This is a genomic window from Plantimonas leprariae, from assembly GCF_008802405.1.
In the GTDB taxonomy this organism is placed as follows: Bacteria; Pseudomonadota; Alphaproteobacteria; order Rhizobiales; family Rhizobiaceae; genus Plantimonas; species Plantimonas leprariae.
This window is the reverse complement of the sequence record NZ_VZDO01000019.1, coordinates 1-13,794: the sequence shown is the minus strand read 5'-3', so window position 1 is coordinate 13,794 and position 13,794 is coordinate 1. Positions and strand designations below refer to the sequence as shown.

Sequence of the window (13,794 nt, the reverse complement as noted above, 5' to 3'; positions counted from 1 at the left end):
TCACGCCTTCGCCGGCTTCAGCGCCGAGGCGAAGGCGATGCCGCCGAGGATCACCGAGGCGACGGCGTTCCAGCCGGCGAAGGAGAGGCCGAGGAAGCGCCCGGCCGCCTGATCGCAGGCGGGCGGATGCACGGCGTCGATCGTCGACAGGAGGTCGCCGGTGAGGTCCGCGCCGCCCGCCGCGGCGCAGCCGGCGGGCCCCGCCCACCAGTGCCATTCGACGCCGGCATGGTAGACGGCGAGGGAGAGGCTCCAGACCATCGCCAGACCCACAGCGGCGATGAGGCCCCGAACGACGCCCGTGGAGGCGCCGGCCCGGCCGAGGAGCAGCGCCGCCGCGGCGAGCGCCACCGACACGTAGTAGGGGATGCGCTCCTCCAGGCAGAGCGCACAGGGGATGTAGCCGAAGCCGTGCTGGAAGACGAGCGCCGTGCCGACGGTCGCCGCGCAGCCGACGAGAAGCAGGAGCGCGCCGAGCGTCTGGCGCGGTATCCCGTGTCCGTGGATCGGATGGGCGGCGCTGGTGGTGGTCATGTATTCGCTCCGGCTTCCGGCGACACCCTCTAGAGCGTTTCCGCCGGAGTTTGAAGCCGCCGGCCGGCCGTCACGCCTCGGCGTAGCCGCCGTCGACGTCGAACCGGACGCCCTGCGCCAGCGGCAGCGAGCGGCCGTAGTTCACGGCATTGGTTTGCCGGCGCATGTAGGCCTTCCACGCGTCGGAGCCGGATTCGCGGCCGCCGCCGGTCTCCTTTTCGCCGCCGAAGGCGCCGCCGATCTCGGCGCCCGACGGCCCCATATTGACGTTGGCGATGCCGCAGTCCGAGCCCGCCGCCGAGAGGAACCGCTCGACCTCGCGGATGTCGGTGGCGAAGATCGACGAGGACAGCCCCTGCGGCACGCCGTTCTGCAAGGCAACCGCCTCGTCGAGATCGCGATATTTCAGGACGTAGAGGATCGGCGCGAAGGTCTCCTCCACCACGGGTCCGGTCTGCGCCGGCATCGTCACCAGCGCCGGCCGGACGTAGAACGCGTCCTCGCCCGCGACGTCGACGCGCTCGCCACCGACGACAGTGCCGCCAGCAGCCTTCGCTGCATCCAAAGCCTTCTGCATGCCCTCGAAGGCGGCGCGGTCGATCAGCGGCCCGACCAGCGCATCGCTTTGCGTCGGCGAGCCGACCGAGATCGTCTCGTAGACGCGCTTCAGCTTCGCCACCAGCGCGTCGTGGACGCTTTCATGCACGATCAGGCGGCGGAGCGTCGTGCAGCGCTGGCCGGCGGTGCCCATCGCCCCGAAGGCGACGGCGCGGAGCGTCAGGTCGAGATCGGCAGAGGGAGTCACGATCGAGGCGTTGTTGCCGCCGAGTTCCAGGATCGCGCGGCCGAAGCGCGCCGCGACGCACTGCCCGACGGCGCGGCCCATCCGCGTCGAGCCGGTGGCGGAGACGACCGGCACGCGGCCGTCGTCCACCAGCGCCTCGCCGACCGATGCGTCGCCGACGAGGACCGTGGACAGCCCGTCCGGCGCGTCCGCGCCGAAGCGCTCGACGGCCTTCCGGAAGATCGCCTGCGTAGCGAGCGCCGTCAGCGGCGTCTTCTCGGAGGGCTTCCACACCACCGGGTCGCCGCAGACGAGCGCGAGCGCCGCGTTCCACGACCAGACCGCGACGGGGAAGTTGAAGGCCGAGATGACGCCGACGACGCCGGCGGGATGCCACTGCTCCTGCAAGCGGTGGTCGGCGCGCTCGGAGGGGAGCGTCAGGCCGTAGAGCTGGCGCGACAAGCCGACCGCGAAGTCGCAGATGTCGATCATCTCCTGCACCTCGCCGAGGCCCTCGGAGACGACCTTGCCGGCCTCGATCGTGACGAGGCGGCCGAGCAGTTCCTTGTGCGCGCGCAGTTCCTCGCCGAGGAGGCGCACGAGTTCGCCCCGGCGCGGGGCCGGGACCAGCCGCCACCGGAGGAAGGCGGCATGGGCCCGGCCGATCGCCTCCCGCGCCTCGTCCGCCGTCGAGTCCCGCACGCTTGCGATCGCCTCGCCGGTGATCGGCGAGCGGACGCTGCGCCCTCCCCCGCCGAACTCCGCTTCGGCGACGGCCGTCTGGCGCAGGATCGCGGCGGTCTCGTCCCGCAGCGATGCGGCGGAAAGGGTGTCGGGCATGCGGTCTCCTCGTCGATGCGGTGCCGGGCACGGAGCGGCCCGGGACAAGCGTTCAGAACCTCGCACCGGCCGCGTGTGCGACCTCGGCGCCGATCTCGTACCAGGCTTCGCGCATGGCCCGGAAGCGCACCGGCCGGGCCGCCGTCTCCGGCAGCGGCAGGTCCGCGACGGCAAGCTCGCCCGTGACCAGCCGCGCCAGCGCGCGGCCGAACACCGTGCCGGGCGCGATGCCGCGGCCGTTGTAGCCGCTGAACGCGACGACGTCGCGGGCCGGCCGACAGAATCTCGGCAGGCTGTTCTCGGTCATGCCGATCTGGCCGTACCATTCCAGCTCGAAACCGACGCCGTCGAGCTGCGGGAAGAGCCGCGCCATCGCCCGGCGTCCCCAGTTCCGATGGACGGTCGAGCCGGGTCCGCGCAGCGCCCCGATCGAGCCGAAGACGAGCCGGCCCGCCCGGTCGAAGCGGAAGGACGAAAGGATATCCGCCGTGTCCCAGGCGCCCTGCCGTTCCGGCAGAATCGAACGGCGGAGATTGTCGGAAAGCGGCGCGGTCGCGAGGTTGAAATAGGGCAGATGCACCTGCGCCTGCCGAATTTCCGGCCAGATCCCGCTCGCATAGGCGTCGGTCGCGAGCACCACGTGCCGGGCGCGCACCGTGCCGGCGTCGCCGGAAAGCGTCCAGGCGCCATCTTCGTCCCGCGCCGTCCGAACCGGACTATGCGTGAAGATCGCGGCGCCCGCCGCGAGCGCCGCCCGGGCAAGGCCGCGCGCATAGCCGAGCGGCTGGATCGTGCCGGCGCGCATGTCGAGAAGCGCACCGGAATAGGCGGTGGTGCCGATCAGCCGCGCCGCCTCTTCGGCACCCAAGAGACGCACCGCCGCGCCGCGCCGCTGCCATTGGCGGGCGCGCTCGCGCAGTTCGGCAAGGCCCTTCTCGCCGACGGCGCAATGCAGCGTTCCCTGCCGCTCGGCCTCGCAGTCGATGCCGTGCTTTTCGACGAGCTCGAAGACCGCGGCCGGGGCTTCGCCGAGAAGCGCGAGCAGGCGCTCGCCGTGGACGTCTCCCAGCGCCGCCGGCACCTCGTCGGGCATCACCCACATGCCGGCGTTGACGAGGCCGACATTGCGCCCCGAGCCGCCGAAGCCGATCTCCTCCGCCTCCAGAACCGCGACGCCCCGTCCCGCCTCCGCCAGATGCAGCGCCGCCGAGAGGCCGGTGAAACCCGCGCCGACCACCGCCACATCCACCGTGACGTCGCCTTCGAGCGCCGCGGTCGCCGGTGCCGGCGGCGCGGAGCGCTCCCAGAGCCCGTGCGTGCGCGGATCGTTCCTCATCGCCGGCGCCTTCGCTGCGTTCCCTCGACCGGCCGGAGCTTCGCCGAAGCCGTCGCCGCCGTCCAGACCTCGCGGTCCGGCGGGCGTTGCCGACATCCGTCCGGTCACGGCGTTCTACGGGATCGCAGTCGGAGAAACACGCCGGAAGCGGGCAACGGAATGCCGTCGCGACGCCGCAGGGCGAGCCGTCAACCGGCTCGCCGATTTCGAAGGCGAAGCATAAGGACGTGCCGTCGCGCGTCGACGACGGCTATGCCGTCATCGGTCGTCTTCGTCGCGCTCGCCGACGAGGTCCTCGACGTCGTCGGAATCGTCTTCCTCGTCGAGCGCGAGGAACGTGTCGTCATCGTCGTCCTTGCCGGTGTCCTCGTCGTCGTCGATGTCGACGGACTCCGTCTTCGTGTCCTCGGCTTCGTCGTCCTCGACGTCGCTCAGCGAAACGGTGTCGGCGTCCTCGTCCTGCTCGTCCGCGTTTTCGTCCTCGACCTCGACCTCCTCGCGGTGGACGGGGCGATCCGCGGCGGCCGTGCGCCGGGACGGCGCCTGGGCCGGCGCCTCGAAGAACGACAGCGGGTAGGACGTGCCGGTATAGGGCGAGACGATCGGATCCTTGTTCAGGTCGTAGAACTTCCGGCCCGTTTCAGGATCGGTACGCTTGGTGCCGAGTTCAGGTCTGGACATCTGTCGTTTCCGTCAATCCGATGCCGGCGACGCGCCGGCGATGGAGGTCGTCGCACCCGGAGAGGCGCCGCACCGCCGCTTCACTCGGCCTGCTTCGGTGCGTCGGAATGGCCGGCAGCCGGGGCCGGCGCGCCGAACTGCGGCCTGCCGCCGCGACCCGGCAATTCCCGCTTCTTCGGCATCGGCAGCAGCCCCTCGCGCTGCGCCTGCTTGCGCTCGGCCTTGCGGGCGCGCCGGATGGCTTCCTGCTTCTGCCGCACGCGCTTCTCCGACGGCTTCTCGTAGGCGCGTCGGGCCCGCATTTCCCGGAAGACGCCCTCCCGCTGCAACTTACGCTTCAACGCCTTCAGCGCCTGATCAACGTTGTTGTTGCGGACGTCCACCTTCATGCGGTCTCCTTCTCTGAATGAATCTGCTCTCGGAAAACGCTGTCGCCGCCTCAGCGGCGGGCGGCGCGTTTCACGGTCTTGCGGGCGGGTTTCGGCGCTTCCGGCACGACGGCCGCCTCGCGCTCCATGCGAAGCGCCCGCAGCCTCGCAGTCTTGTCTTCGGTGGCTCGCGCCTGCTCGGCGATCAGCGTCATCGCCGATCCCTTCTCGTGCCGCCCGTCGTCGGGACGGAACACGGCCTCGGCGCGGGCGCGGCCAGCATCGTTGGGCAACATGATGTTCGCTTTCGGTCGGCCGGAATCGTGACGAAGCCGCGCGGTCGCGCGAGAAACCCGGCAGGGCGAAAAGACGCCCGTATGCGAAACATAGGGCGGTCTGCGCGAAAGGCTCGAAAAGCCAGCCGCGGCCGCCGGGTGGGGTGATGCCGCGCCGTTTCCCGCGCGGCACCGGTGCGACCCCTCCGCTATCGCCAGTACATCCGTGGTCGATGCGGGTGAGGTCGCGATGGGAAAAGGCGCTCGATCAGAGCGCCTGAAGGTTGTCGGCCGACTGCTTGCCGGTGCGCCGATCGGGGACGAGGTCGTAGGAGACCTTCTGGCCGTCGTTGAGGGTCGAGAGACCCGCGCGCTCGACAGCGCTGATGTGCACGAAGGCGTCCTGACCGCCGTCATCCGGCTGGATGAAGCCGAAGCCCTTCGTTGCGTTGAACCACTTCACGGTTCCCGTAGCCATGGGAAACCTTTCTCGAAACATAGTTGTAGCGGCGGCCCGCACGACTTGCGCACCGTCCAGATCGAACAAAACGAAGGAAAGAAGATGAACAAGCACCCTTCAAAGGTGCGAGGCCAAATGATCCGGCCGTCTTTCGACTTTCGCAAGATGGACCGGAAAGCCGATCATAACAACCCCGACGGCGATTTTAATTCATCCCCCGCCGGGCTCGTCTCGCGGCGCGCCACAGGCTCCGGCCGGCGCTAGCTGCCGACCATCTCGTATTCGCGCCAGCGCCCCTTCGTTCCGCCGATGCGCGAGCGTCCGAGCACCGCCAGGTCGTTCCGAAGCTGCATGATCTCGACCGGCGACAGGCGCTCCAGCGCGTAGTTCATGAACAGGCCGATCGGCACCCGGTGCGACGCCTGACGCCTGCCTTCGGCACATTCGTAGACCTGTACGAAGGATGTCTCTGGCATTCCGGAGGTGTAGCATGTTCGAGCCGCGGCGTTCGGGGCATAGCGCCGCATCCCGAAACACGCCGCCCGCGACTGCGGCAGAGTGCTCAAGGAACAAATGCGCGCCGCGGCCCTTCTCCTGACGATCGATGTCATCGCTGGAAGGGACCGCCATGCGTTTGCAGGAAAACCGGATCGAACGCGCCGAGCGCCGGGTGCGCGAAGCCGAAGCCAATGTCGAGCGCCAGAAGCTGAAGCTGGCGCGCGCCCTCGAGCGCGGCGACCACCAGGGGCACCGCAGCGCACGCATCGTCATGCAGTCGTTCAAGGACGCGGTGCAGGCCCTCAAGCTGCGCCTGCGCGAGGTCCGCCGGCGTCATGCCTTCCCGGCCGGCCCGCTGCAGGGCTGATCCCGCGCCTCGAAAGTCGAAATCGAAGCCGCCACCCGCCGGTGGCGGCTTTGCCGTGTGAAGAAGAATCGCGCTCCGGCCGCCGGTCCGGAGCTTCAACCGGATCGGGCTGTCGGATGGCGCGGATACTATTGGTCGAGGATCACGAGGAGATTTGGGATTTCCTGTCGCGGCGGCTGAAGCGCAAGGGCTACGACGTGGTTCTGGCGCATGACGGGCAGGACGCGGTGGACAAGGCGCGGGCGTCCAACCCCGACATCATCCTTCTCGACATGAACCTGCCGGTGATGGACGGTTGGACCGCGGCGCGCACCCTGCGCTCGGACAGTTCTCTGCCGAGGATGCCGATCATCGCGCTCACCGCTCACGCCATGTCCGGCGACCGCGAGAAGACGCTCGCCGCCGGCTGCGACGACTACCACCCCAAACCCGTCGACTTCGCCAAACTCGTCACCCAGATCGACGCCATCCTCGCCCGATGAAGCGAGCGGAGCAGACTTCGGAAGGGTGCGCGCGATGACGACATCCCGTTTCCTCGCCGGCGCTGGCGAGATGGCCGGCCGCATGCGCGGCTTCGACTGGGCCTCGTCTCCCCTCGGCCAGCCGTCGGCCTGGCCGCGTCCGCTGAAGACCCTGGTCGAACTGATGCTGAACGCCCGCCAGCCGATGTTCATGGCCTGGGGCGACGAGCGCATCATGCTCTACAACGACGCCTACGCGGCGATGCTGCAGAGCAAGCACCCGGCGGCGTTCGGCAGCCGCTTCGCCGACGTGTGGGCCGAGATTTGGACCGACATCGACCCGCTGGTGCGCCAGGTGTTCGACGGCGAGCCGGTGCACATGGACGACATCACGCTGTTCGTCGAGCGCAACGGCCGAACCGACGAGGCGCATTTCGCCTTCTCCTACACGCCCGTCTACGACGAGGCGGGAAGCATCGTCGGGCTGTTCTGCCCCTGCGCCGAGACGACCGGGCAGATCATGGCGGAGCGGGCGGCGGCGACGGCCCTGCAGGCCGCCGAGGAGGCGAACCTCGCCAAGAGCCAGTTCCTCGCCAACATGAGCCACGAGCTGCGCACGCCGCTCTCGGCGATCATCGGCTATTCCGAACTGCTGCAGGAGGAGGTCGAGGAGGGCGCGGAAGGCGCGGACCTCGCCGTCGACATTCGCAAGATCGAGAGCAACGCGCGGCATCTCCTCGGCCTGATCAACGACGTCCTCGACCTGTCGAAGGTCGAGAGCGGCAAGATGGACGTCTATCCGGAAACGTTCGCCATCGCCGAGATCGTCCGGGACATTGTCTCCACCGCCGGCGCGCTGGTCGACAAGAAGCGCAACCGCCTCGTCCTCCAGGTCGGCGACGATGCGGGCACGATGACCACCGACATCACCAAGCTGCGCCAGATCCTCCTGAACCTTCTCAGCAACGCGGCGAAGTTCACGGAAGGCGGCACGATCACCCTCGGCGTCGAGCGCAGCGCGGACCTCGTCAGCTTCAGCGTCGCCGACACCGGCATCGGCATGACGCCCGAGCAGCTCGACAAGCTCTTCCAGCGCTTCAGCCAGGCCGACGCCTCGACGACCCGCCGCTTCGGCGGAACCGGGCTCGGCCTCGCGCTAACCAAGGCTTTCGGCGACATGCTCGGCGGCGACGTCACGGTGACGAGCGAGCAGAACAGGGGCAGCACGTTCACGCTGCGCCTGCCGGCGGTCTACGCGAAGCCGGAGCTGCCGGTCGAAGCCGACATCGCGGCCCAACCGCCGATGGAAACCGTCGCCGAGCCGGGCAAGGTCGTGCTGGTGGTCGACGACGACCCGGTGCAGCGCGAATTGATGACGCGCTTCCTGGCGCGCGAGGGCTTCGCGGCCATCACCGCCGCCGATGGCGAGACGGGCCTGGCGCTGGCGAAGGAGATGCGTCCCCGCGCGATCCTCCTCGACGTCATGATGCCCGGCATGGACGGCTGGACGGTGCTCGGCCGCCTGAAATCCGATCCCGACCTCGCCGCGATCCCGGTGATCATGGTGACGCTGGTCAGCGAACGCGCCCTCGCCTCCTCGCTCGGCGCCGACGACTACGTGTCGAAGCCGGTGAAGTGGGAAAGCTTCCGGCAGGTGATGGACCGTTTCCGCGACGAGAGCGGCGACGTCCTGGTGGTCGACGACGACCCGGATGCCCGCGCCCGCGTGCGCCAGGCGCTGGAGCGCGACGGCTGGACGGTGGCGGAAGCCGGCGACGGCCGGGAAGCGCTGGACAAGGTCGAGGCCGCGCCGCCGCGCGCGATCATCCTCGATCTGACGATGCCGGTGATGGACGGCTTCGCCTTCCTGCAGACGCTGCGCAGCCGGCCGGCGCATCGCGACATCCCGGTCGTCGTCCTGTCGGCCCGGGAACTGACGGCCGACGACCGCGACCGGCTCAGGACGGCCGCGAAGGTCATCGAGAAGGGCACGGTCAGCCTGAAGGACGTGGCGGCGAAGGTCAGGAGCGTCGCGGAGTAGGCCGCCTCCCCCGAATGTTCGCGTGGCCGGCAACCGGGTTATCCCCGGTTTCCCCAGGAACGACTCCCGGCCGCGCTCGCTTCTTCTGCCACACGACGCCCGGCGCGGTGCCGGGCGGGGCATGCAGGGAAATCCCATGGCTACCGAAAAGACGCTCGCGGACGCGTTCCACGAGACCCTGAAGGACGTCTACTATGCCGAGAAGCAATCGGTGAAGGCGCTGAAGAAGTCGGCGAAGGCGGCCGAGTCGGAGGAACTGCGGCAGGCGTTCCTGACCCATGCCGAGGAAAGCGCCGAGCAGGTCGAGCGCCTCGTGCAGGTGTTCGAGATCATCGGCAAGCCGGCGCGGGCGAAGACCTGCGAGGCGATGCAGGGCATCGTCGGCGAGATGGAGGAGGACCTGGAGGACTTCGGCGAGACCGACGCCGCCGACCAGGTCCTGATCGGCTGCGCGCAGGCCGTCGAGCACTACGAGATCGCCCGCTACGGCCTCTTGAAGACCTGGGCCGGCAAGCTCGGCTACGACGAGGCCGTCGCGCTGCTCGACCAGACGCTGGAGGAGGAGAAGAAGACCGACGCGCTTCTAACCGAGATCGCCGATGGCCTCAGCTATTCGCGCCCCGACGTCGACGTCGAGCTGGACGCCGATCGCCCCGCCGCCAAGCCGAAAGCAACGCGGAAGGCGGCCTGACATGGTCGGGACGCCTGCTCGCGCGGGCGTCCCACCTCATCCACCGACCGGCGACCGCGGCCTGATCATCCGATCGTATCGTGGTGTTGGAAGAGGAAGTTCTCCGTCGTGAGCGTGGCGGGTGCGATGGTCTTGAGGAGGATGGTGTCGCCGGCGGCGAGGCTGATCAGCGTGTCGGCGCCGCTCTTCGTGATCCGACCCGAGAGGTCGGCGAAGTTCGAGGCGTAGCTGTCGTCGATCCGCAGCACGTCGTGGTTGGCGCCCGAGCCCGCCTGGAAGCCCGCCACCGTGTCCCGGCCGGACCCTTGCGCGAACACGAACGCGTCCGCCCCACCCTTGAACGCTGTGAACGCGTCGGCCACGCCCGCATGCGAGACCAGCACCTGGCCCGCCGCCTTGGCGAACTGCGCATGGCTCCCGTCCGCCGTTCGCTGGTCGATGAACAGGAGCTTGCCGTTTGCGCCGTAGTGGCTGTCCCGCTCGACATAGGCCTGGCTCGCGACGTTCACCAGCTTCTCGACCCGGCTCCCGTCCGCCGCCGTCAGCGTCGCGCTCCTTTCCACCCCCGTGTCGCGGTCGAAGCGGTGCGTCTCGCCCGAGCCGTTTGCCGCGAGCGCCTGAGTGCGCACCAGCGTGCCGTCGCCGTCGCTGAGCCTTTCCGCCGTCAGCCGGCTCTTGGCGTCGTAGTTGCGCACCTGCGTGTCGCCGTTCGCCAGCCATTCCGTGACGGCGTGACTGCGGTCGGCCGCGAAGACGTCGCTGAAGACGTGCCGGCCGTTCGCGTCGTAGCGGTCGATCGCGAGCGGCTTGTTGGTCGCCGCGTCGTAGACCGCGTCTTCGCGGGCGTAGGGCTTGCCGGTGACGGCGAAGTGCTTCTCCTCGCGCACCCCGTCGTGCACCGCGTATTCGGTGATCTTGGTTTTGCCGTCCGCCGCGTAGCCTGCCGCCTTCAGCGCGCCGTCGGGGGCGACCAGCACGCTCTTCCTCAGCGTGCCGTCGGCGAGGTAGAGGTCGGAGTGCTGGCCGGCGGCGTCGGTGGTCTCGACGCTCAGCGTATAGGGGCCGACCACCTTCGCCAAGACCGCGGCGTAGTCGCCGCGCGCCGTATCCAGCGCCGCCTTCGAGCCGAAGACAAGGTTCGAGCCGTCGGTGATGAACACCGCCGCCAGCCCGCCCGTCGCCGCATAGCTCGACAGCTTGGCGGCGAGGCCCGCACCCGTGCCAACCTCCACTACAACAGGATCGGACGCGGGGCTGCTCGTGCCGGAGCCATCGGCGATCCTGGCGGTGAGCCGCAGCTCCGCCGTTGCGGCGCCGGCCGGCAGCTTCAGCTCGGACAGGGTCAGAGCGAAGCGGCCGCTGTTGTCGACCGAGGTCGAGCCGAGCTTCGCCGCGCCGTCGAAGAACTCCACCGTCTTGCCCGCCAGAGCCTGCCCGCCCAGCGTCACCACGACACCGCCGGACCCACCCGCCGCCACGCCCGACAGCACCAGCTTCGGCGCGTCGTAGCTGGGATCGGTCGGCGTGAACTTGCCGGCGGCGAGATCGACGGTGCCGTCCTTGAAACGTGCCGCCTCGACGCCGAACAGCCGGTCGGTGCCGTCGCCGGCGCTGGAACCTTTCCCCGTCACCGTGATCGAGCCGTCGGCCTGCCGCTGCGAGATGACGTAGTCGGCACGGTTCCCATCGTAGACCGCCGTGTCCCGGCCCGCGCCGCCGACGAGCGTGTCGTCGCCCGCACCGCCCTGAAGCGTATCGTCGCCCGCGCCGCCGGGCCCGAAGGCCGGCTCCTTGACGGAGACGTGCAATTGGTACGTGTAGGCAGTGTTGTAGTAGTTGTCGACGCGGATGTAGTAGTCGCCGCTGTGCTTGATCGTATAGGTCAGGAACGAGTCGCTCGCGCTCGCCGAGCCCGGATCGAGCGGCCCGCCCATGTCGTCGTTGTAGGCGAAGCCGAAGCCGTCTCCGGTCTTCGCCCAGAGATCGTAGAGCCGCAGGTTGGTGTTGGTGGCCCGGCCGCCGGTCGCGTCGATGTCGAGCGTCAGCACCGAGCCCGCGGTAAGACGGACATGGTAGAAGTCGACGCCGTTCTCGCCGGTCGAGGCGTTCACCGTGACGTGCGGTACCGTCGTCGAGTCGGCGATGTCGGCGTTCGCCGCGAGGCTGAAACTGCTGGTGAGGTCCAGCACCTTGTTGCTGTCGAAGTTGAGATCGGGCCCCGACAGAACGAGGCTCGCCGGCTTGTCGACGGTGCCGCTGCCCAGGCCGATCTGCGGCGCCGGACCCTCCGCCGAGATGTGGAGGTCGTGCTTTCCGATGGAGCCGTGCTGGATATAGTAATCGCCGGTCTTTTCGACCGTATAGATCAGGAAACTGTCGCCATAGGCGGTCGTGCCGGGATCCAGGCGCGAATAGGTGTAGGTATATGCAAGCTGCGTCTTCGCCGCGTCGTAGAACGCGATGTTGTTGTAGGCGTTACCGAGGCCGTCCACGTCCATGATCAGCGTGGTGCCGGCGTTCAGGTGGACCTTGTAGTAATCGGGCGTCCAGGCCGTCTTCTCGGCGGAATAGTGGATGGTGACGTGCGGTACCGTACCGGAATCGGTGACGAACGGATCGTCGGTGATCGAGAAGCTGTTCGAGATGTCGAGGGCCCGCTCGAACGCGGTCGCGTTGGTATCGACCTTCCACGCGATCGAGCCGCTGCCGAAGCCGATGCCCGCCGGCTGGTTGTCGCCGATGAGGATGTCGTTGCCGGAGCCGCCCTTCAGCGTGTCGTTGCCGGCCCCGCCGAGGAGCGCGTCGTTGCCGCTGCCGCCGTCCAGCGTGTCGTTGCCCTCCCGGCCGGACAGCGTGTCGCTGCCGGCGTTGCCGGTCAGCACGTTGGCGGCGACGTTGCCGGCGATGCGGTCGTTGCCGGAGCCGCCGACCGCGTTCTCGATCAGCGAGCGCGGGTCGTCGTCGTGGAGCAGCGCGTTGGCGACGTTGCCGGCGGCCGTGAAGCCCGACCTGCCGCCGAGCTGGCCGGCGGAGAAGGTCGAGAAGGCGCCGGGGGCGAGATCGACGTCGAGGTCGCTCGTGTAGTTCGACAGGTCGTAGGTATCGGTGCCACCGCCGTCCCAGACCGTGCCGTAGATGAAGTTCCGTCCCGGCGCGCCCTGGCCGACGCCGTCGACGAAGCTCTCGCCCGTGGCCTGGCTCCAGGAATAGGTCGTGTCGCCGGCATGGGTGGTGTAGTCGGCGCCGTAGAGGTGCTGCAGGGCGGCGATGTCGTTCTGCATCAGGGTCTGGGGCATCCGGTCGGTCGAGCCGTAGTCGAACCAGTGCGCCGAGCCGGAAAGGATCGAGAAGTCGAAGCTTTGGCCGCTGTGAGCGAGGCCGAGCCCTTCGGCGACGCCGCGCATGATGGTGAGCGTGCCGAAGTTGCCGCCGTTCGGGGGGCCGAAGAAGAAGCTGTCCTGGTCGAACCAGGCGTCGCCGGATTCCGGCTTGGCGCCCGGACCGTGGAACATGGTCGAGTCGAAGTCCTGGATCGGCGGGGCGTCGCTGTCGTAGACGGTCTTCAACTGGCTGAACCGCAGTGTCGCGTGGTTCGTCGCCGACTCCGCGACCTCGGTGAAGGACAGGCCGGTGGCGGAGGCGACCATGTCGAGGGTCGAGCGCACCGCCTCCGCCTGCGCGGCGGTGAAGGTGACATGCTGGGCATGCCACGGCCCCCGCACGGTCGAATATTCGAAGCCGCCCTTCGGATAATAGGAATAGAGCGCGCCCTGCGTCGGGAAGCTGTAGGTGAGGTCGGTATCCGTCCAGCGCGTTCCGGCAAGCAGCGCGTCGATGTTCGCCTTGCCCGAGGGCGGAACGCTCTCGCTTCCGCCGGCGCCGGCCGTTGCGCCGCTATGGACATTCGACATGGAAAACTCCCCTCGCAATAGCTGAACCCGGCCGCCAACGCTGCGCGCCGACATGCGCCCGCTACGCGCGACGCCGGCTATCGGTCCGCCCTCGACGATGTCCCGGCTGTGGAAGACCCGCCCGCTCACCGGCTGCCGCGGAGCGGCGGGAGGCGGATTGCCGCCCCACCGTTCCACGGGCACGGAACCGGCGGCAGCGGCGAATTATTCCCCGAGGCCCCGAGAAGTTTTCGCGAAGCCTGTTCCGGCGTCGATGGCCGTAGATTTCGGATGATCTGCCGATCCAAGCGCCGGCATGGCCGGGACGGCCGGCAACCCAGCCTCCATCCCGTCGTGCGATCTGTCGAAAGCAGCGTCTCCGGCCATGCCGGGAACGGACCGGAGCCGCGAAAGACCAAGGCGCGAAAGTGCGGCCGCGCACGAAAAGCCCCGCCGAAGCGGGGCCGATCGGTTCTCCGGCGACAGCGGGATCGTCACGTCAGATCACGAAGAAGTCTGCGGCGGTCAGGGCGGCCTGGTTGGTCACGGTCGCGAACAGGACGGCCGC

Annotated in this window: 14 protein-coding genes; 5 read left to right on the top strand and 9 right to left on the bottom strand. The window is 69.0% G+C overall.

The window, feature by feature from the left end; genetic code table 11:
* The 8 genes from F6X38_RS19295 to F6X38_RS19260 all read right to left on the bottom strand — a co-directional run bounded on the left by F6X38_RS19295 (nt 1) and on the right by F6X38_RS19260 (nt 5,754).
* Complete coding sequence (locus F6X38_RS19295; RefSeq protein WP_150972588.1) at nt 1–534, bottom strand: disulfide bond formation protein B; 534 nt, start codon at nt 532–534, stop codon at nt 1–3.
* A 70-nt stretch (nt 535–604) separates the two neighbouring features.
* Nucleotides 605–2,158: an L-piperidine-6-carboxylate dehydrogenase gene (gene amaB / locus F6X38_RS19290; RefSeq protein WP_150972586.1), complete on the bottom strand. Its 1,554-nt coding sequence runs from the start codon at nt 2,156–2,158 to the stop codon at nt 605–607.
* 52 nt (nt 2,159–2,210) lie between these two features.
* Nucleotides 2,211–3,494 carry an NAD(P)/FAD-dependent oxidoreductase gene (locus F6X38_RS19285; RefSeq protein WP_150972584.1) on the bottom strand — a complete coding sequence of 428 codons (1,284 nt, stop codon included), beginning with the start codon at nt 3,492–3,494 and terminating at the stop codon, nt 2,211–2,213.
* Between the two features lie 258 nt (nt 3,495–3,752).
* Nucleotides 3,753–4,175, bottom strand: coding sequence for a TIGR02300 family protein (locus F6X38_RS19280; protein ID WP_150972582.1), 423 nt, complete (start codon nt 4,173–4,175; stop codon nt 3,753–3,755).
* An 80-nt stretch (nt 4,176–4,255) separates the two neighbouring features.
* On the bottom strand, nt 4,256–4,564 hold the full coding sequence (gene rpsU / locus F6X38_RS19275) for a 30S ribosomal protein S21 (RefSeq protein WP_150972580.1): 309 nt from the start codon (nt 4,562–4,564) through the stop codon (nt 4,256–4,258).
* A 50-nt stretch (nt 4,565–4,614) separates the two neighbouring features.
* Nucleotides 4,615–4,839 carry a hypothetical protein gene (locus F6X38_RS19270; RefSeq protein WP_150972578.1) on the bottom strand — a complete coding sequence of 75 codons (225 nt, stop codon included), beginning with the start codon at nt 4,837–4,839 and terminating at the stop codon, nt 4,615–4,617.
* A gap of 247 nt (nt 4,840–5,086) precedes the next feature.
* A complete protein-coding gene (locus F6X38_RS19265; RefSeq protein WP_150972576.1) occupies nt 5,087–5,296 on the bottom strand; it encodes a cold-shock protein in 210 nt (69 codons plus the stop codon).
* Nucleotides 5,297–5,538: 242 nt separating this feature from the next.
* The gene (locus F6X38_RS19260) at nt 5,539–5,754 is read right to left on the bottom strand and encodes a hypothetical protein (RefSeq protein ID WP_150972574.1); all 216 of its coding nucleotides are present in this window, start codon (nt 5,752–5,754) and stop codon (nt 5,539–5,541) included.
* A gap of 128 nt (nt 5,755–5,882) precedes the next feature.
* Here F6X38_RS19260 and F6X38_RS19255 point away from each other — a divergent pair, with 128 nt between their 5' ends.
* From F6X38_RS19255 to F6X38_RS19240, 4 genes are all read left to right on the top strand, one after another.
* Nucleotides 5,883–6,143 (top strand): hypothetical protein, encoded by a 261-nt coding sequence (locus F6X38_RS19255; RefSeq protein WP_150972572.1) that lies wholly within the window; start codon nt 5,883–5,885, stop codon nt 6,141–6,143.
* Nucleotides 6,144–6,259: 116 nt separating this feature from the next.
* Nucleotides 6,260–6,625, top strand: coding sequence for a response regulator (locus tag F6X38_RS19250; protein ID WP_150972570.1), 366 nt, complete (start codon nt 6,260–6,262; stop codon nt 6,623–6,625).
* Nucleotides 6,626–6,659: 34 nt separating this feature from the next.
* Nucleotides 6,660–8,645: a response regulator gene (locus F6X38_RS19245; protein ID WP_150972568.1), complete on the top strand. Its 1,986-nt coding sequence runs from the start codon at nt 6,660–6,662 to the stop codon at nt 8,643–8,645.
* Nucleotides 8,646–8,781: 136 nt separating this feature from the next.
* A complete protein-coding gene (locus F6X38_RS19240) occupies nt 8,782–9,336 on the top strand; it encodes a YciE/YciF ferroxidase family protein (protein WP_150972566.1) in 555 nt (184 codons plus the stop codon).
* Between the two features lie 65 nt (nt 9,337–9,401).
* Here the strand turns inward: F6X38_RS19240 and F6X38_RS24165 are convergent, their stop codons facing one another.
* On the bottom strand, nt 9,402–13,247 hold the full coding sequence (locus F6X38_RS24165; RefSeq protein ID WP_202618033.1) for a M10 family metallopeptidase C-terminal domain-containing protein: 3,846 nt from the start codon (nt 13,245–13,247) through the stop codon (nt 9,402–9,404).
* Between the two features lie 295 nt (nt 13,248–13,542).
* On the opposite strand from F6X38_RS24165, the gene F6X38_RS23795 reads away from it, so the two are divergent.
* On the top strand, nt 13,543–13,794 hold a 252-nt coding region (locus F6X38_RS23795), incomplete at its 3' end, for a hypothetical protein (protein ID WP_210248900.1).

Coding starts and splice junctions, on each gene's coding strand:
- F6X38_RS19295 (WP_150972588.1), bottom strand. CDS start 534: ATGACCACCACCAGCGCCGCCCATCCGATCCACGGACACGGGATACCG.
- amaB (WP_150972586.1), bottom strand. CDS start 2,158: ATGCCCGACACCCTTTCCGCCGCATCGCTGCGGGACGAGACCGCCGCG.
- F6X38_RS19285 (WP_150972584.1), bottom strand. CDS start 3,494: ATGAGGAACGATCCGCGCACGCACGGGCTCTGGGAGCGCTCCGCGCCG.
- F6X38_RS19280 (WP_150972582.1), bottom strand. CDS start 4,175: ATGTCCAGACCTGAACTCGGCACCAAGCGTACCGATCCTGAAACGGGC.
- rpsU (WP_150972580.1), bottom strand. CDS start 4,564: ATGAAGGTGGACGTCCGCAACAACAACGTTGATCAGGCGCTGAAGGCG.
- F6X38_RS19270 (WP_150972578.1), bottom strand. CDS start 4,839: ATGTTGCCCAACGATGCTGGCCGCGCCCGCGCCGAGGCCGTGTTCCGT.
- F6X38_RS19265 (WP_150972576.1), bottom strand. CDS start 5,296: ATGGCTACGGGAACCGTGAAGTGGTTCAACGCAACGAAGGGCTTCGGC.
- F6X38_RS19260 (WP_150972574.1), bottom strand. CDS start 5,754: ATGCCAGAGACATCCTTCGTACAGGTCTACGAATGTGCCGAAGGCAGG.
- F6X38_RS19255 (WP_150972572.1), top strand. CDS start 5,883: ATGTCATCGCTGGAAGGGACCGCCATGCGTTTGCAGGAAAACCGGATC.
- F6X38_RS19250 (WP_150972570.1), top strand. CDS start 6,260: ATGGCGCGGATACTATTGGTCGAGGATCACGAGGAGATTTGGGATTTC.
- F6X38_RS19245 (WP_150972568.1), top strand. CDS start 6,660: ATGACGACATCCCGTTTCCTCGCCGGCGCTGGCGAGATGGCCGGCCGC.
- F6X38_RS19240 (WP_150972566.1), top strand. CDS start 8,782: ATGGCTACCGAAAAGACGCTCGCGGACGCGTTCCACGAGACCCTGAAG.
- F6X38_RS24165 (WP_202618033.1), bottom strand. CDS start 13,247: ATGTCGAATGTCCATAGCGGCGCAACGGCCGGCGCCGGCGGAAGCGAG.